Annotated in this window: 17 protein-coding genes; 10 read left to right on the top strand and 7 right to left on the bottom strand. The window is 69.9% G+C overall.

What is annotated here, in order from left to right; genetic code table 11:
• Window positions 1–85: 85 nt before the first annotated feature.
• Complete coding sequence (locus tag ACQEVO_RS17345) at window positions 86–844, bottom strand: ankyrin repeat domain-containing protein (RefSeq protein ID WP_432914348.1); 759 nt, start codon at window positions 842–844, stop codon at window positions 86–88.
• Between the two features lie 164 nt (window positions 845–1,008).
• Here ACQEVO_RS17345 and ACQEVO_RS17340 point away from each other — a divergent pair, with 164 nt between their 5' ends.
• From ACQEVO_RS17340 to ACQEVO_RS17330, 3 genes are all read left to right on the top strand, one after another.
• Window positions 1,009–1,791 carry an aminoglycoside adenylyltransferase domain-containing protein gene (locus ACQEVO_RS17340; protein ID WP_432914346.1) on the top strand — a complete coding sequence of 261 codons (783 nt, stop codon included), beginning with the start codon at window positions 1,009–1,011 and terminating at the stop codon, window positions 1,789–1,791.
• Between the two features lie 404 nt (window positions 1,792–2,195).
• Window positions 2,196–2,519, top strand: a complete 324-nt coding sequence (locus tag ACQEVO_RS17335; protein ID WP_432914344.1) for an ArsR/SmtB family transcription factor — start codon at window positions 2,196–2,198, stop codon at window positions 2,517–2,519.
• 62 nt (window positions 2,520–2,581) lie between these two features.
• Window positions 2,582–3,139, top strand: coding sequence for an SRPBCC domain-containing protein (locus ACQEVO_RS17330; RefSeq protein ID WP_432914342.1), 558 nt, complete (start codon window positions 2,582–2,584; stop codon window positions 3,137–3,139).
• Window positions 3,140–3,246: 107 nt separating this feature from the next.
• Here ACQEVO_RS17330 and ACQEVO_RS17325 read toward each other — a convergent pair whose 3' ends face one another.
• Complete coding sequence (locus ACQEVO_RS17325) at window positions 3,247–4,245, bottom strand: zinc-binding dehydrogenase (protein ID WP_432914340.1); 999 nt, start codon at window positions 4,243–4,245, stop codon at window positions 3,247–3,249.
• A gap of 120 nt (window positions 4,246–4,365) precedes the next feature.
• Here ACQEVO_RS17325 and ACQEVO_RS17320 point away from each other — a divergent pair, with 120 nt between their 5' ends.
• The 3 genes from ACQEVO_RS17320 (at window position 4,366) to ACQEVO_RS17310 (ending at window position 6,828) form a co-directional block, all read left to right on the top strand.
• On the top strand, window positions 4,366–4,962 hold the full coding sequence (locus ACQEVO_RS17320; RefSeq protein ID WP_432914338.1) for a DUF3558 domain-containing protein: 597 nt from the start codon (window positions 4,366–4,368) through the stop codon (window positions 4,960–4,962).
• Between the two features lie 29 nt (window positions 4,963–4,991).
• Entirely contained in the window at window positions 4,992–5,594 is a 603-nt protein-coding gene (locus ACQEVO_RS17315; RefSeq protein WP_432914336.1) for a DUF3558 family protein, read from the top strand.
• A gap of 184 nt (window positions 5,595–5,778) precedes the next feature.
• Complete coding sequence (locus ACQEVO_RS17310) at window positions 5,779–6,828, top strand: NAD-dependent epimerase/dehydratase family protein (protein ID WP_432914334.1); 1,050 nt, start codon at window positions 5,779–5,781, stop codon at window positions 6,826–6,828.
• Window positions 6,829–6,847: 19 nt separating this feature from the next.
• Here ACQEVO_RS17310 and ACQEVO_RS17305 read toward each other — a convergent pair whose 3' ends face one another.
• From ACQEVO_RS17305 to ACQEVO_RS17295, 3 genes are read right to left on the bottom strand one after another with little or no spacing between them, the layout of a single operon-like run.
• A complete protein-coding gene (locus ACQEVO_RS17305; protein WP_432914332.1) occupies window positions 6,848–7,867 on the bottom strand; it encodes a sensor histidine kinase in 1,020 nt (339 codons plus the stop codon).
• The gene (locus ACQEVO_RS17300; RefSeq protein WP_432914331.1) at window positions 7,860–8,573 is read right to left on the bottom strand and encodes a response regulator transcription factor; all 714 of its coding nucleotides are present in this window, start codon (window positions 8,571–8,573) and stop codon (window positions 7,860–7,862) included. The genes ACQEVO_RS17305 and ACQEVO_RS17300 overlap by 8 nt, the downstream gene beginning before the upstream one ends.
• 10 nt (window positions 8,574–8,583) lie before the next feature.
• Window positions 8,584–9,918, bottom strand: a complete 1,335-nt coding sequence (locus ACQEVO_RS17295; protein ID WP_432914329.1) for a hypothetical protein — start codon at window positions 9,916–9,918, stop codon at window positions 8,584–8,586.
• A 114-nt stretch (window positions 9,919–10,032) separates the two neighbouring features.
• On the opposite strand from ACQEVO_RS17295, the gene ACQEVO_RS17290 reads away from it, so the two are divergent.
• From ACQEVO_RS17290 to ACQEVO_RS17280, 3 genes are all read left to right on the top strand, one after another.
• The gene (locus tag ACQEVO_RS17290; RefSeq protein ID WP_432914327.1) at window positions 10,033–10,704 is read left to right on the top strand and encodes a glycosyltransferase family 2 protein; all 672 of its coding nucleotides are present in this window, start codon (window positions 10,033–10,035) and stop codon (window positions 10,702–10,704) included.
• A 179-nt stretch (window positions 10,705–10,883) separates the two neighbouring features.
• Complete coding sequence (locus tag ACQEVO_RS17285; RefSeq protein ID WP_432914325.1) at window positions 10,884–11,558, top strand: TIGR04282 family arsenosugar biosynthesis glycosyltransferase; 675 nt, start codon at window positions 10,884–10,886, stop codon at window positions 11,556–11,558.
• Window positions 11,559–11,601: 43 nt separating this feature from the next.
• Complete coding sequence (locus ACQEVO_RS17280) at window positions 11,602–12,258, top strand: class I SAM-dependent methyltransferase (RefSeq protein WP_432914323.1); 657 nt, start codon at window positions 11,602–11,604, stop codon at window positions 12,256–12,258.
• Window positions 12,259–12,317: 59 nt separating this feature from the next.
• On the opposite strand, the gene ACQEVO_RS17275 is transcribed toward ACQEVO_RS17280, so the two are convergent.
• Window positions 12,318–13,523 carry a cytochrome P450 gene (locus ACQEVO_RS17275; RefSeq protein ID WP_432914321.1) on the bottom strand — a complete coding sequence of 402 codons (1,206 nt, stop codon included), beginning with the start codon at window positions 13,521–13,523 and terminating at the stop codon, window positions 12,318–12,320.
• Window positions 13,524–13,742: 219 nt separating this feature from the next.
• Between ACQEVO_RS17275 and ACQEVO_RS17270 the strand changes: the two genes are divergently transcribed.
• The gene (locus tag ACQEVO_RS17270; protein ID WP_432914319.1) at window positions 13,743–14,438 is read left to right on the top strand and encodes a helix-turn-helix domain-containing protein; all 696 of its coding nucleotides are present in this window, start codon (window positions 13,743–13,745) and stop codon (window positions 14,436–14,438) included.
• Window positions 14,439–14,455: 17 nt separating this feature from the next.
• Here the strand turns inward: ACQEVO_RS17270 and ACQEVO_RS17265 are convergent, their stop codons facing one another.
• Window positions 14,456–15,772 carry a carotenoid oxygenase family protein gene (locus tag ACQEVO_RS17265; protein ID WP_432914317.1) on the bottom strand — a complete coding sequence of 439 codons (1,317 nt, stop codon included), beginning with the start codon at window positions 15,770–15,772 and terminating at the stop codon, window positions 14,456–14,458.
• Window positions 15,773–15,830: the final 58 nt, after the last annotated feature.

Genomic DNA, 15,830 nt, shown 5'->3' with positions numbered 1-15,830 from the left:
GGGATCCGGTCATGCTCGCTTCCTCCCCGGCCGGGACGGTCCGGAACGCCGGCCCGTGCCGGCCGGGGAGGAGGCCGGCCGGTCGTCAGGTGGGGCCCGGACCGGAATCGCCCGAGCCCGCGAGCAGTGCGGCGATAGCGGCGTGCCCGTTCTGTATCGATGTCTCCCCGCCGCCACCGGCGGCGTCGGTGTAGCGCAGGGTGATCCGTTCGGTGCCGTCCCCCGCGGGAGTTCGCTCGACCGTGTACGCGCGCCCGCTCCAGCCCGGCTGATCGGCGAGGACGGCGACCAGGTCGGCGTTCGCGAGCCCGGCAGCGATCGTCGCGGCGGTATGCCCCTCGTGGTCTGTGCGGCGGGGGTCGGCGCCGTGGGCCAGTAGCGACCGGACTATTCCGTAGCATCCGCGTCCGGCTGCGCGGGTGAGCGGTGTGCCCGCGATATTCGGGTCGGCGCCCGCCGCGAGCAGGAGATCGACCGTTTCGAGGTGCCCGTTGCTCGCTGCCCACAGCAACGGCGGTGTCCCCGGACCCTGCTGCTGCGGATGCGGTGGCTCGCAGAGATCGGGGTCGGCACCGGCGGTCAGCAGTGCGGACACGACGCCGACATGATTCCAGCAGGCCGCGGCGCACAGGGGCAGGCCCTCCTCGACGACCGCGCTGGGCCGATTCGGGTCGGCACCGTGTGCCAGCAACAGGCGAACCAGGTCCGCGCAACCGTCGACCGAGGCCTGATAGAGCGGTGTGGTGCCCTCCGCGCTCGTCTCTTCCGGCGACACACCGGCCTTCAGCAGTGCGCCGGCCGCCGCCCGGTCTCGCGTCTGTACCGCGTTGATCAGGTTCGTCACCGCTCCATTACAGCCCTGGTGTCAACCGGATTCGGTGCGGGCGGCCGCCGATCGACCACCGGCGATCGGGGGCGATGCCCCGGGTTCCAGGCCTGGACGACGGGTGACCCGATCAGGTCGGCCGGTGGCGGTTCGGCGGCCGGCGTATGTCCTACCGTCGAAGGATGATGGATTCCGAACCGGCGCGTCCGCCCGCGGAAGTGGAACGTTATCTGTCCGAGCTGGTGCGGCGGGTGGCAGCCGTTTACCGGGACCGGCTGGTGAGCGTCGGTGCCGTGGGGTCGCTGGCGCTGGGCGACTACCAGCACGGGCGCAGCGATATCGACGTCATGGTTGTCGTCGACCCCGCGGTGCCGGGGCGATCGGCGCACGAACTGGCGGAAGTGCTGGCGCATCCCGGGTTCCGCTGCCCCGCGGCCGGGCTGGAACTGGTCGTGTACGACTCCGCATTCGCCGCGGGGGGTGCGCCGGACGCGGGGTATCTGCTCAATCTGAATACCGGGCCCTTGTTACCCGCCGTGGCGGATTTCGAACCGGCCGGCGCACCGGGCTTCTGGTATGTGATCGATCGGGCGATCGGGCACCAGAGTGGATGGACGCTCGCCGGCCGCCCGATACGGGAGGTGCTGGGCGCACCCCGGCGGAGCGACCTGCTGGCTGCCGTTTCGGCGTCTGTGCACGAACATGCCTCGGGAGCAGGGCATCTCGCGGACAACAGGGTGCTCAACGGGTGCCGGGCGGTGTGCTACTGCCGCACCGGGCGCTGGGTGTCCAAACGACAGGCCGGACGATCGATTGCCGCCGCCGAGAACAATTTCCGGGCGCTGGTGGAGCAGGCGCTGCGGAGTTTCGAACGGCCGCGCCGGGGCGCGCTTGCCCTGCCCGCGGACGAGGTGGACGCATTCCTGTCGTTCGTGCGCCGCAGCGTCGACCGGGCGTCGGCCTGATCGACCGCCGTCGGTTCGGTCGCCGCGGAGCCGGGACAGTGGGCAGTGCGGGACAGGTGCGCTGCCCACTGCCGTGGTGGCCGGAGCGGGAGAAGGCGGACCGCCCCGGCCGGCTGCCGGCCGGTGGTCAGCTGATGCCGACACCGAGTCCGAATGTGACGGACAGCCACTTCAGGAACAGGTCGAGGCCGACACCGACATCGAGTCCGAAGGAACCCATGGGTCTCACCTCCTTCCGGGATCGAAACCTTCCAGCGATCCTTCTCGCATTGGTCTTATCGCTGGTCAAAGCCATTCCGCTACACCTTGTGCGGGGACGGTGTGCGTTGCACCGCGTAGGCAGCGAGGCGGCCCGTAGATATATGCCTTGACAAGAATATTCCTTATGGGGAATTATCGGTGCCGTGGCACGCGATGTATTCGAGGTTCTCGCCGATCCCACCCGGCGGCGGATTCTCGACCTCCTGCGCGACGGTGAGCGCACCGTCGGCGATCTGGTCGGGGCGCTGGGCACCGCGCAACCCAATGTGTCCAAACATCTGAAAATGCTGGATGCGGCGGCGTTGGTGCGGGTCCGGGTGGACGGCCCGCGCCGCCACTACGCGCTCGACTCCGGCCGGCTGCGGGAGATCGATGCGTGGCTGGCCCCGTTCCGCGAGATGTGGGCCGACCGGCTCGACGATCTCGAAACCTATCTCGACACCCTGCCCGACGAACCGGAGGAGTGAACGATGCGAGACCTTCGCAACGGCCTCCGCGAACCCCTGTGAACCTGTACCGGAGGAATGACATGACCGGAGTAACCCAGCGACTCGGCGAGGTACTGCGCGACGGTGATCGCGTGGGCACGCGCTACGAACGTATTCTGGCGCATCCGCCGGCGAAAGTATGGCGTGCGATCACCGAATCCGATCATCTCCGGCACTGGTTCCCGGCCGATATCCTCGGCGACCGCCGGGCCGGTGCCGAGGTCCGGTTCCGGTTCTGGCCCGAGGCGGTGGAACAGGCCTCGGCGGAACTGACCGAGATGGACATCGACCTCGAGGATCCGGAACTGCCCGGCCGGATCCTCACCTGGGAGCCGCCGCGCGTGTTCGAATTCCTGTGGGACGACGAGCATCTGCGGTTCGAGTTGTTCGCCGAGGAGCCGGGCACCCGGCTGGTCTGCACGGTGTGGTTCGGTACGCCCGGCCCGCACGGACTGTCCGGAACTGCCGCCGGATACCACGTCTGCCTCGACGAACTGGTGGATTCCCTGGACGGCCGGCCGATCGAGATGCCCGACCCGGACGAGGTCGCGGCCCTGCGCCGCCGCTACACCGAGGCCGTCGACGCGACCCCGGCATGAGCGAGTCAGGCCTGGAGGCGGTAGCGCAGCGTCACCACGCAGGGCCCTCGCTCGTGCCGCGATGAGCACAGCATGAGCGAGTCGGGCCCGGAGGCGGCAGCGGCCGGTCAGCCGATGTGGAGGAGGGTGCGGCCGAGGGCGGCGCGCGCTTCGATGGCGGCGTGCGCCCGGGCCGCCTCCGCCAGCGGGTAGGTCTGGCCGACGACCACTTCGATCGTGCCGGTCGCGACCGCCTCGAGGATGCGGGTGGCGTACGCGGCGCGGTGGTCGTTACCGGTGTTCAGGTCGTGCAGACCTACCACGTCGACACCGCGTTGCCGCGCACCGTCCGAGGCTTTTCCGGCGAATTCGCCCGCGGCCGCCCCGTAACCGATGAATCGCCCACCGCTGCGGGTGATCGCGAGGGCGGCGTCACCGAGTTCTCCGCCCGCACCGTCGAGCACCAGGTGCGCGCCCCGGCCGCCCGTCGCGGCCAGGACGCGGTCGGTCCAGCCGGGTTCGGAGTAGTCGATCGAGGTATGCGCGCCCAGGCGTTCGGTGAGCGCGAGTTTGGTCGCGCCGCGGGCCGCCGCGATCACCCGCGCACCGGCCTGCCGGGCCAATTGGATGAGCAGGGTGCCCAGTCCGCCGGCCGCCGCGGTGATCAGCACCGAATCGCCCGGCCGCACGGCGGCGCGGTCGAAGACGGCGAGCGCGGTGTGCCCGTCGTGGACCAGTGCGGTCGCTTGGTCGAGGCTCACCCCGGCCGGCACCTCGGTGATCACATCGGCTCCGGCGAGCGCCTGCTCGGCGTATCCGCCGAGGGGTAGTCCACCGCCGATTCCGCTGGCCGCGGTGCGGGCGGCGACGCGCCGGCCGACCCAGCCGGTGTCGACACCGGCCCCGACCGCGCGCACCGTACCGCCGATCGCGCCGCCCGGGATGTACGGGGGCTGCACCGGGAAGAAATCGGTGCCCCAGCCCGACCGTAGCCGGGTATCGAGGAACATCACATCGGCGACGTCGACCGTCACCAGCACCTGGCCCGGTCCGGGTTCCGGTGCCGCGACCTCCCGTAGTTCGAGCACCCCGGGTGCGCCGAATTCCTCGACCTGCACTGCCCGCATGATGAGCCTCCTCGGTTCGTTGTCCGCGGACCAGTCTGAAACCTCGATCTATGTTGAGGTCAAGTCCGGCGGCGATCCCGGCGGAAATCTGGTTGGATTCCGGGCAGGAGGGAGATCGAGATGCGCAACGCCGTCCGGGCCCGGTGCCGGGGGATCGGGGTCATGGCCGCCGTGTCGGTACTCGTGCCGGGTGCGGTGGGTTGTGAAACGACCGCGGCCGCACCGGAAACCGTAGTCGTCGAGGTACCCGGACCGGGGATGCCGCTGCCCGTCGCGCCGTGGACGGCCGCGCAGCTGACCTACCATCCATGCGTCGTACTCGAGGAGTCCGAGCTCACCCGATTCGGGTTGGAAACCCCCGGCCGTGCGAGTACGCCACCGCAACTGCCGAACTGTTATTGGAACGGCCGCGACGGCGCCGGCCGGTCCTACACAGTGAGCTTCGTACCGGACCATGACGGCAACTACCAGGTGTCCGAAGACGTGTACCGCGAGAAGAGCCCGGACGGTACTCGAACGCTCGCCGTGGCGGATCGGCCGGCCTTCCTGTTCATCGACGATGCGGTACAGCCGCTCGGCTGCACCGCGTACGTCTCGGTCCGCTCGGGCGGGCTCCTTCAGTTTTCCGCCGACTACGACTCCGCCGCGGTGATCACTCCGCAGGACTGCGACACGCTCGTCGAGATCGCCACCCTCGTCGCGGGGCGAATGCGGTGAGCGGCGTCGGCGGATCCGGGGGAGCTGCTGTGCCCGCACCGAGGCGGCTCAGGACGAACCCCACCCTGCGGCTGCACACGATCGTGCTCGCAGCCTGTGCGGCAAGCACACTCGTCGTTGCGTGCGACACCACTCCGCCTGCCCCGGCGACCACCGTCGTGGTCCCGGTGCTACCACCCGTTCCGGAGCGCCCGTGGACGGTCGGCGAACTCACCTATCACCCGTGCGCGGTGCTGGACGGCGAGGACACGGCCCGGTTCGTCCTCGGACCGGAAGGTGTGCCGGATACACCGCCGAACTCGCCTCCGGCGTGTAGCTGGCATTCCGTCCAGACCTCGCCGTCCGGGTCGTTCACGGTTCGATTCGCGCCTGACCGGTTCGACCACACCGACAGTGAACATCGGGGCCCGGCCGCGCAGCAGATCACCGTCGGCGGTGAACGCGCCGTGGTGGAACCCGGTGACCTCCACGCCGACGGCACTCACAGTGGCTGCGGTGTGTCCGTCCGGGCGGCGTCGGGCGGGTCGTTCAGTGTCTCGGTAGCGGCCGGTGGGGTCCGCTCCGGTGTGAGCTGGGACCCCTGTCCGAAGGCCGTCGATATCGCCACGGTTATCGCCGGCAAGATGGAGTGACCGCGGTTCGGTCCGCCGGCCCTGTCGGGAAGCACCTGGCGGCTTGCCGGAAGATCTACCGGCCGGGCGGCCCCGTGGGGATGTGGCACCTCGGGCGGTCGAGGCTCGGGCGGATCTGACGAATTCGTGACGTCGCCGCCGTGGCTCTCCCGTCCCGGGCGGGGCAGCGGGCAGGATCGGTGCGGTGCGAGTACTGCTGACCGGCGCGGCCGGGTTCATCGGTTCCCATATCCATTCCGCGTTGCGGCGGGCGGGTCATGAGGTGGTGGCCGTCGATCTCATGCTGCCGGCCGCGCACGGTCCGGATGCCCGGCCGCCCGAGGGGGTGGGCCGGGTCGATATCCGTGATCCGGCGGAGCTGGACCGGGTGCTGCGGGGTGCCGATGCGGTCTGTCATCAGGCGGCGGTGGTGGGTGCGGGGGTCGACGCACAGGACGCCCCCGCCTACGCGGGGCACAACGACTACGGCACCGCGGTACTGCTCGCGGCGATGGACCGGGCGGGCTGCTCGCGGCTGGTGCTGGCGTCGTCGATGGTGGTGTACGGCGAGGGGCTGTATCGCGGACCGGAGGGTGTCGTCGCCGTGGATGCACGGCGCGGCGAGGATCTGGCGGCCGGCCGATTCGAGCATCGGTCCGGCGGCCTGGACCTCGCGTGGGCGCCGGTGCCGGAAGACACGCCCCTGCGGCCGCGCAGCCTGTACGCAGCGAGCAAGGTCGCGCAGGAGAACTATGCGTCGGCCTGGGCGGCTCTCACCGGTTCTTCGGTGACGGCACTGCGATACCACAACGTGTACGGGCCCGGAATGCCGAGGGACACACCGTATTCCGGAGTCGCGGCGATATTCCGGTCCGCGCTCGCCGCCGGCCGTGCCCCGCGGGTTTTCGAAGACGGCGGCCAGACAAGAGATTTCGTGCACGTATCCGATATCACCGCCGCCAACCTGGCGGCCCTCGAAACCGGACTACCCGGGTTCGTACCGCTGAACATCTGCTCGGGCCGGCCGGTCACCATCGGACAGGTGGCCCGGACCCTCGCCGCCGCGCACGGCGGTCCCGAGCCCGTGATCACCGGCGAGGTGCGCCCCGGCGATGTCCGGCATATCGTCGCCGACCCCACCCGCGCCCGGGAGATACTGGGATTCACCGCGCAGCTCACGCCCGACACAGGTCTGGCCGAATTCGCGACAGCCCCACTGCGCCCGGCCGCGGCACTCGGTGTGCCTATCGGCTGACCCGGTACCCCTGCTCCCGCTATCCGGCGGGCAGCCGGATCTCGAAGCGGCAGCCGATTTCTCTGTTGGTCGCGGTGATCGCCCCGCTGTGCGCCTGGACCAGGCCCGCCGCGATGGCGAGACCCATCCCGCTGCCCGTCGGCACGCCGTTGTCCGCCACCGGTGAGCGGGCCGCGGTGCCGCGGTAGGCGACTTCGAAAATCCGGGGGAGATCGGTTTCCGCGATACCCGGACCCGAATCGTCGACCCGGGTCCAGATATGCCCGTCGTCGCGTCCGGCCGTGATCACGACTTTCCCGCCGGGCGGTGTGTGGGCGATGGCATTGGACACCAGGTTGGCCAGCACCCGGCCCAGGGCGTGGTCGTCGGCCGCGACGGGGAGCGGGGCCGGGGGCTGTTCGGCGGTGAAACCGATGCCCGCCCGGTCGGCGGTGGTGCGGTGTGCGGCATAGATCTCGTCGATGAGTTCGCGCAGGTCGAGCGGTTCGAGATCGAGATGCAGGGCGCCCGCGGAGATCTTCGACATCTCGAACAGATCGTCGACCATCCGGGACAGCCGCCGGGTTTCCCGTTCGATCTGCCCGGCATAACGCGCGATATCGGCGGGATCGGCGACGACGCCGTCGCTGAGCGCCTCGGTCATGGCCCGGATACCGGCCAGCGGAGTTCGCAGATCGTGGCTCACCCAGGCCACCAGTTCCCGGCGGGACTGTTCCGCGGCGCGTTCCTGTTCCCGGATCTGCTTCTCCCACACTGTTTTACGCGCCTGCTCACGGCCCAGCAGGATGGCCGCGGGCACGGTGACGGCCGCCACCAGCAGCAGTACCAGGGAGGTGCGGCGGAACTCCTCGGTGAACATCAAACCGCTCACACCGGTGATACCGGCCAGGGTCGCCAGCGTCGGGATGAGCACCAGCACCGCCATACTCGCGGTGAGCGAACGGTCACGCAGTGCGCGCAGGGCCAGCGCGCCGGCCAGTACCACCGGTAGCGAACACGCCAGCGTGTAGCCGACGATCTCGAGCAGGTTCTCAGGCATCCGATGGCTCCCCGGCGAGCTCCGCGCGGCCCCAGGCGTAGCCGCGACCCCAGACGGTATCGATCCGATGCCGGGCACCCAGTTTGGCGCGCAACCGCTTGATGTGCACGGTCACCGTCGACAGATCCCCGAAATCCCAGCCCCACACCTGTTCCAGCAGGCTCTCCCGGCTGAACACCCGCCCTGGATTGCGCAGCAGGAACACCAGCAGATCGAATTCGCGGGGCGTGAGGGTGAGCGCGGTATCGCCGGCGAAAACCAGCTGAGCGGAAGGATCGACGGTGAACGGACCGTCGCGCAGTAGCTGCTGGTCCGGTGCCGGTTCGGGCCGGGAGCTGCGCCGCAGTACCGAGGCCACGCGCAAGGCGAGCTCGCGGGGGCTGAACGGTTTGGTGACGTAGTCGTCGGCGCCGGCCTCCAGGCCCAGGACCCGATCGTCCTCGTCACCCAGCGCGGTGAGCAGGATGATCGGCGTATCCGGCCGCTGCCCGGCACGCACCGCCCGGCACAGGTCGATTCCGCCGGGTTCCGGCATCATCACATCCAGGACCGCGAGTTCCACATCGTCGGGTGTGCCCGTGCGGGCGAGCACGGCGTGGGCGGCCCGGCCGTCACCGGTTTCCACGACCGTGCGGCCGTCGCGTTCCAGATACCGGCGCACCACCTCCCGGACCACCGGGTCGTCGTCGGCCACGAGTATGCACATCGGATCGCCCTCACCAATTCGTGAACAGTAGATGGACCAGCACCAGCGCCCCCGCGGCCTGCACCGCCAGCCAGGGCCGCGCCCGCGCGTACGGGAGGTAGGCCGTCGCGGCGAGCAGCCACATATCGAACGGTAACCAGATCCGCTCGGTTTCGGCCTTGCTCAGGCCGCTGATATCGGCCGCGGCGATCGCGCACAGCGCCCCGGCGACCAGCAGCGCCGCCGGTTCGCGGACGCGGAGGCGGGTGAGTGCGCGGGGCAGTGCCGCCGCCGTCGCCAGGCCCACCACGCACACGGTCGCCGCGAGGTTGCCCCACCACCAGTACCCGTACGGACGTTCCGTCGCGATGCCCTGGTAATACCGTTCGACCACCAGGTGATAACCGTCGAACCACCAGAACCCGGCAACGGTGAACGCGGCCACCACGAGCAGCGCGCCGAGTACCGCCGGAAGCAGCGGGCGTGCGGTGCGTCCCGCCACCAGCACGGCCACCGCTACGAATCCCATCAACACCAGCCCGTAGTTCAGGTAGATCCCGAAACCGAACAGCATCCCCGCCGCCCCGGCCGTAGGTACCACCGGCCCGGCCCGGGTGGCGAGGGCGAGGAGGGCGACCGCCCACGCCGTCACACCGGCGAACACGGCGTCGGCGGAGACCGCGATCCAGATCGCCGCGGGGGCGAGGACCAGGAACGGCAGCGCGGTGCGCGCACGGTCTTCGCTGCCCAGGGCGCGTAATGCCACCGCGACCGCGATCGGCGCGCTGCAGCCGATGACCACGCAGACGATCCCCGCCCAGGTCGGACCGCCCAGTCCGAGACGGTCGAGCAGGGTGAAGAACAGCAGCGCTCCCGGCGGATGACCCGACACGTGGGTGGTCCAGGAATCGGGCTGCCCGTCCAGGATCCGGTCGGTGAAGGTGTCCAGCATCAGCGGGATATCGCTGACCCCGGGCACCTCCGCGAGGTATTCGTGCCCGTCGGCCAGCCGCGCGGTGAACCCGCGTTCCCAGCCGTCCACCAAGGCCAGCGCGAAGGCCCAGGCCAGTGCGGTCACGTACCCGGCGGCGAGCAGTGCTCGCCAGCCCAGTCGCCGAGCCACCGCGGGTCCCCGGGCGACCACGGCCGCAGCCAGCGCGACCGCCGGTACGGTGCCCCAGCCGATATGCGGCGACCACCAGCCGAAGATCGGTGCGGCCCCGGCGAACAGGCGCTCCCGCCAGGATTCGCTCGCGATTTGCGGAACGGTGAAGGCGGCGAGCACCAGCAGCGCGGCGGCACCCGCGCCGAGCAGCTCACCGCGAACCCGGGGGCGGGCCGCGGTGATTTCGATCGGATCCGGCACAGTGGCCACCCTAGGCCCGGACACCGCCGGTCACCGTGGATCCACGTGGTGGCCGGACACGACGTCATCGTTTTGTCACAGGTTTCCGGCCGGTTCGGGCTTAGCGTGGCAGCCATGGCGACAGAGGACAGCGCACCGGCCGGTGTCACCGTAGTGATCCCGTGCCGCAACGAAGCCGAAGCGTTGCCGGGCGTACTGGCCGCGGTCCCGGCCGGTTACCGCGCGATCGTGGTCGACAACGGGTCGACCGATACCACCGCGGCCGTCGCGGCCGAGCACGGCGCGCGGGTGGTTTCCGAAACGCGGCCCGGTTACGGTGCCGCCGTTCAGGCCGGTATCGCCGCCGCCGGTACGGAACTCGTCGCGGTTCTCGACGGTGACGGGTCGATGGACCCGGGCGAACTACCCGGACTGGTGGCCGCGGTCCGCGGGGGCGCCGATCTCGCGGTCGGCCGCCGGCGAGCCGTCACCCGGGGTGCCTGGCCGTGGCACACCCGGCTCGGGAACCGGGTCGTCGCCCGGCGGTTACGCCGGCGCTACGGGCTGCCCGTGCACGATATCGGTGCGATGCGGGTCGCGCGGCGGGCCCGGCTGGTATCGCTGGGCCGGTTGCACGACCGCTTCGGTTATCCTCTCGAGCTGCTGGTCCGGGCGGCCGCGGCCGGGTGGGCGGTCCGCGAAATAGACATCAGTTACCGCCCCCGGACCGGTGGAGAATCGAAGATCTCCGGGTCGGCCCGGGGATCGCTGCGCGCGACTCGCGACTTCCTGGCGGTGCTGCGATGAGCCGCCCGGCGCCACGCCCGGCAGACGCCCGAGCACGGGACGCGGCCACGTGCGCTGGGGCAAACACGGCCCGGCGGCCCGCGGCCGATACGCCACCCGGGCACGGGTGTGGGGAGCGGGCCGAACACGAGACCGCACGGGAACGGCACGCGTTCCCGAGATCAGAGGAAGTACCCGATATGCCGATTCCGGTGACTGTTCTGATCGTCGCCAAGGCGCCGGTCCCCGGATTCGCCAAGACGAGGATGAGTCCACCGCTGACCCCGGTACAGGCGGCGCGGCTCGCGGCGGCCGCGCTGCTGGACACGCTCGACGCGGTGCGTGCCTGCCCGGCCGCCACCCGGATGGTCGCGTTCACCGGTGATCTCGCAGGAGCGGAATACGGCGGGGAAATCGGCGGGGCGCTCGCCGATTTCGAGGTCGTGCGCCAGCGGGGAAGCGGATTCGGGGTGCGTCTGGCGAACGCGCACTCCGACGCGGCGCGCGCCGGGCTACCGGTTCTGCAGATCGGCATGGACACCCCGCAGGCCGGCCCCCGGCTACTCACCGACGCCGCCCGCTCGCTGGCCGCGGGCGCCGAGGCACTGCTCGGCCCGGCCGCCGACGGCGGGTGGTGGGCGCTGGGGCTTTCCGATCCCCGGGCCGCGCGGTTGCTCACCGACGTACCGATGTCGACCGGCCGCACCGGTGCGGTGACCAGGAAGGCGCTGCAGGACCACGGCTACCGGGTGGAAACGCTGCCGACGCTCGCCGATGTCGATTACTATGCCGACGCGCTGCGGGTCGCCGCCGACTGCACAGGCCGGTTCGCCGCCGAGGTCCGTGTACTCGACGCGGAACGGGTCACGCGGTGATCAGGTGGTCCGGGTCTGCGCTCGGCGACCGGCGCGTGCCGCGATGATCGGGCGGTTCGATCCGGCGCTCACCGGCGGGGACTGCTGGGTACGCACCGCCGACGGCGACCGCACACCCTTGCCGACCCGCCGGTGGCTCGGCGGCGCCCGCGTCACCGCGGCCGACAGGCGTGTCGATTCGGCCCTGGTGAGCTGCTGCGACGGTCCCACAGTCGATCTGGGCTGCGGCCCCGGCCGCCTCGTCGCCACCCTCTGCCGCAGTGGCGTGATGGCGCTGGGCGTGGATATCTCCCCGACCGCCGTCGCGGTCACCCGCCACCGCGGCGCCCCCGCCGTACCCCGCGACGTCTACGGCCCTCTTCCGGGTGACGGACGCTGGCACTACGCACTGCTCGCCGACGGCAATATCGGAATCGGCGGCGACCCGCACCGGATGCTGCGCCGGGTTGCCCGGCTGCTCCGGCCGGGCGGCGTGGCCGTCGTCGAATTCGCCCCTCCCGGAACAGGAATCAGAGTCCAGGACATCCGCCTGGAAACCCACGCCCACGCCGGCGACTGGTTCCCCTGGGCCGAAGCCGCTATCGATCACGCCGCAGCGCTCGCCGCGGAAACCGGATTCGGCCTGCTCGGCACCGCCGAGGTGTCCGATCGCCATATCGCCTGGTTACGCGGACCCGCACAGAATCCGCTGATCACATAGCCGGTGTCGTGCGTTGTCGAGTCCGAGCGGTGATCGCGGCTCGTCGTGCCGGCAACCGGCTACCAGATGACCGGAAGCCGTTGCACGCCGAGGACACCCAACCTGTCCGGGCGCATCGTGATCGTGTCCGCCGGAACGGCCAGTCGCAGCTCCGGGAACCGGGATATCAGGGCGGGCAGCGCGGTGCGGATTTCGATCCGGGCCAGCTGCCGGCCGAGGCAGTGATGGATACCGTGTCCGAAACCCAGGTGTCGCGCCGGGTTCCGGCGCAGGTCGAAACGGTCCGGATCGGCGAACACGGCGGGGTCGCGGTTGGCCGCCTGCAGGGAAAGTGCCACCGTCTCACCGGCCGCGATCACCTGTCCGTCGAGTTCGACATCCACCAGCGCGGACCGGGTGGTCGTGTGGACGACAGTCAGGTAGCGCATCAACTCCTCGACCGCTCGATCGGCCAGGCCCGGTTCGGCGCGTAGTGCGGCCAGCTGTTCCGGGTGGCGGAGCAGCGCGAAAGTGCCGAGGCCCAGCGTATTCGCCGTGGTCTCGAAACCGCCGATCAAGAGCAGGAGCGCTACTCCGGTGAGCTCACTGCCCGAAAGGTCGGTGGCGGCCAGATCGCTGAGCAGGTCTTCGGCCGGCCGCGCTCGTTTCGCGGCGACCAGGTCGCGGATGTACTCCTGTGTCTCCTCGACAGCGGCGAAGGAGCGGTCGACGGGCATGTCCGGATCGTTGAACGTGGTGACCAGGCCGGCGATCAATTGCCGGAACCTATCTCGGTCTGACTCGGGCACGCCGAGTAGTTCGCAGATCATCGTCGCCGGCACCGGCGCGGCGAACGAGGTCATCAGATCCGCCGGACCACCGGCTCGTTCCATGGCATCCAGGTATTCGCCGCTGATCCGGGTCATGCGCTCGGTGAGCCGCCGCATCCGCCGGACGGTGAATCGGTCGGTGAGCAGCTTCCGGTAGCGGGTGTGCTCGGGTGCGTCGAGATTGAGGAAGTTACCGGGAGGTGCCGGGGGAAGTGGGCCGAGGTCGGCCAGGGCGGAGTGCATCAACTCGGGCCGTGCGCTGAAGCGGGGATCGGTCAGGACGGCGCGCACCGTGCTGTGCCCGGTCGCCAGCCAGCCGTGGTGACCGTCCGGAAAGACCATGCGGATCAGCGAGTTGTGTTCCCGGAACCGTGCCGATTCGACGGGTGGGTCGAAGGGGCAGCCGGGAGGCCGGGCGGTGGGCAGCGATACAGCGGTGGTCACCGGCTCGGTCATCGAGTTCCTTCCGGCACAGGATTCAGCATGAGCTGAACGCTAGGTTGCATTCAGAAATGACTCAACGGAACGCCTCGAGGATCTGACAATAAGCCCAGGTAAAGGACCGCTACGCCGATGCAATGACCCTGCCGCCTAACGCAACGAACAGAACCCGATGTGCAATGGGATGGTGCTGAACGCATACTGGCACGACGGACCGAAGGGAGAAGGGCACCCATGCCCGGCGGCAGACTCACCTTGCGTGAACGGGAATGTATCCAGTCCGGACTGGCCGAGGGTCTGGGCTACACCGAGATCGCGCGCGGGCTCGGGCGACCGGCGTCGACGATCGGCCGGGAGGTCGCGCGCAACGGCGGGCCCGGTCGTTATCGCGCCGAGCGGGCGCACCGGGCCACCGCTGTCCGGGCCCGGCGAAGCGGAGTGACTGGGCCGCAACACTCTTCGCCACCGGAAGTCACGGCCGGCAACGAGGCGCTACGCGAATTCGCCACGCAGTTCACCGAATTGTTCGTCTACGACGGGATGCCTCGCATGCAGGCACGGGTGATGACCTGCCTGCATCTCACCGACTCCGGTAGCCTCACCGCCGCGGAATTGGTCCAGCGGCTCGGGGTGAGCCCCGCGTCCATCTCCACGGCCGTCCGCGCGCTCGAGAAACGCGACCTCCTCCGCCGGCAGCGGACTGCGCGCCGCGACCGCTACTACATCGACGGCGACACCTGGTACCGCACCACGCTGCAACTCGCCCGGGCCGCCGAGGAACGGGTCCGGGTCGCCCGGATCGGAGCCGGAATACTGGGTGCGACAACATCTTCGGGTGTCCGGCTGAACGAGATCGCGGACTATCTCGACTACCTCGGCCGGGAGATGGTCATGGTCGTGGAACGGTGGCACATTCGTGACCAGCCGTAAGGCTGTTCGATGGGCGGTCAGCTCGCGGAATCGGTGTCGGGGAACCAGTTGCCGTGGAAGCCGGTGGGGACGCGGACGCCGAGATGGATCGCCGCGAGCGGGGGAGCGGCCGGATCAGCGGCGTCGAGAATTACGAGGTCGCTCGTGGCGGTTTCGGCGCGGAACACGAACAACAGCAGATATCCGGCGCCGGTGGACGAGGGCACGAATACCGCCTCGCCGGGCTGGTCCGCACCGAACTCGTGGGTGCGGTGCCGGTTCGAGGTCATGTCGTAGCCGGTGAGGTGATGTGACCCGACGGCGTACACGGTGGAGTGCGGCAGGCCGGTCGAGGCGTCGTCGATCCGCGGGAACTCGATACTGCGGTCGTCCAGTGGCCGCTCGGTGATCCGGTCGCGGGTGAGGTCGATCGTCCATTCGTGCAGGGTGCCGTGGTCGTCGAAGGCCGAGCTGGAACCGACCCACATCGATTCGTAGCGCACCGCGTGCAGGGTGATCACGCCGCCGGTATCGAAGGCGTTCGCGACGTGGAAGACGTAGCACGGCGCGATCTCGAACCAGCGGACCGCGGCGGCCGGATCGTCGCGGCGCAGGACGCCGATCCGGGCCCCGTAGCCGGAATCCCAGCGATACGGCATCGTCCCCTGTAGTGCCAAGTCGAGGCTGAACACCACCGGTAGGTCCAAGAACAGGACGTACCGTTCGGTGATCGCGAAGTCGTGCATCATGGTCAGGCCGGGGACGTCGATCGGCTGATCCACCACGAGAGTGCCGCCGGCGTCGGCGCGGTGGTAGCGCACGTGCGGGGCGGTGAGACTGCCGTAGCCGAAGAAATGGAGTTCGCCGGTGGCGGGGCAGGTCTTGGGGTGGGCGGTCATCGAATTCGTCAGGGCGCCACCGAAATCGTAGACACCGAGCGTGTCCAGTTCGCGGTTCACTTCCCAGGGCAGTGACGATTCGACGAGCGCGAGCAGATGCCCGGCGTGACCGACGATATGGGTATTGGCATTGGCCACGTGCAGATTCCGGCTGCCGGTGGCCGGATCGTAGAGAGGAGTGGGGTCGCCGTCGAATGTCGTGGTGCGCACCCAGCGATTGCGATACCACTCCGCCTTGCCGTCGCGCAGCCGGACACCGTGCAGCATGCCCTCCCCGAGAAACCAGTGGGGTGAGCCGTCGCGCGGGTTGGGGCCGTTGCGCAGGTACCGGCCGTCGAGTTCGGCGGGGATCCGGCCCGTCACTGGGAGGGTTCCCACCGTGACTTCACGGTCGACCGGGGCGAAGTTGCCTGTCAGATGGCCCGTCGAGGAATCGGTGTCGTGCGGAAGCTGCATCGGATCGTACCTTTCGGACGAAGTGGAAGCGCGCCGATACCTACCACTTTGTCATGTC

Origin of the sequence: Nocardia sp. CA-290969 (assembly GCF_050936135.1) — a bacterium.
GTDB lineage: Bacteria > Actinomycetota > Actinomycetes > Mycobacteriales > Mycobacteriaceae > Nocardia.
The sequence above is the reverse complement of the archived record's forward strand: the minus strand, read 5'-3'. Positions and strand labels throughout refer to the sequence as shown.

Coding starts and splice junctions, on each gene's coding strand:
- ACQEVO_RS17340 (WP_432914346.1), top strand. CDS start 1,009: ATGATGGATTCCGAACCGGCGCGTCCGCCCGCGGAAGTGGAACGTTAT.
- ACQEVO_RS17330 (WP_432914342.1), top strand. CDS start 2,582: ATGACCGGAGTAACCCAGCGACTCGGCGAGGTACTGCGCGACGGTGAT.
- ACQEVO_RS17325 (WP_432914340.1), bottom strand. CDS start 4,245: ATGCGGGCAGTGCAGGTCGAGGAATTCGGCGCACCCGGGGTGCTCGAA.
- ACQEVO_RS17320 (WP_432914338.1), top strand. CDS start 4,366: ATGCGCAACGCCGTCCGGGCCCGGTGCCGGGGGATCGGGGTCATGGCC.
- ACQEVO_RS17305 (WP_432914332.1), bottom strand. CDS start 7,867: ATGCCTGAGAACCTGCTCGAGATCGTCGGCTACACGCTGGCGTGTTCG.
- ACQEVO_RS17300 (WP_432914331.1), bottom strand. CDS start 8,573: ATGTGCATACTCGTGGCCGACGACGACCCGGTGGTCCGGGAGGTGGTG.
- ACQEVO_RS17290 (WP_432914327.1), top strand. CDS start 10,033: ATGGCGACAGAGGACAGCGCACCGGCCGGTGTCACCGTAGTGATCCCG.
- ACQEVO_RS17285 (WP_432914325.1), top strand. CDS start 10,884: ATGCCGATTCCGGTGACTGTTCTGATCGTCGCCAAGGCGCCGGTCCCC.
- ACQEVO_RS17280 (WP_432914323.1), top strand. CDS start 11,602: ATGATCGGGCGGTTCGATCCGGCGCTCACCGGCGGGGACTGCTGGGTA.
- ACQEVO_RS17275 (WP_432914321.1), bottom strand. CDS start 13,523: ATGACCGAGCCGGTGACCACCGCTGTATCGCTGCCCACCGCCCGGCCT.
- ACQEVO_RS17270 (WP_432914319.1), top strand. CDS start 13,743: ATGCCCGGCGGCAGACTCACCTTGCGTGAACGGGAATGTATCCAGTCC.
- ACQEVO_RS17265 (WP_432914317.1), bottom strand. CDS start 15,772: ATGCAGCTTCCGCACGACACCGATTCCTCGACGGGCCATCTGACAGGC.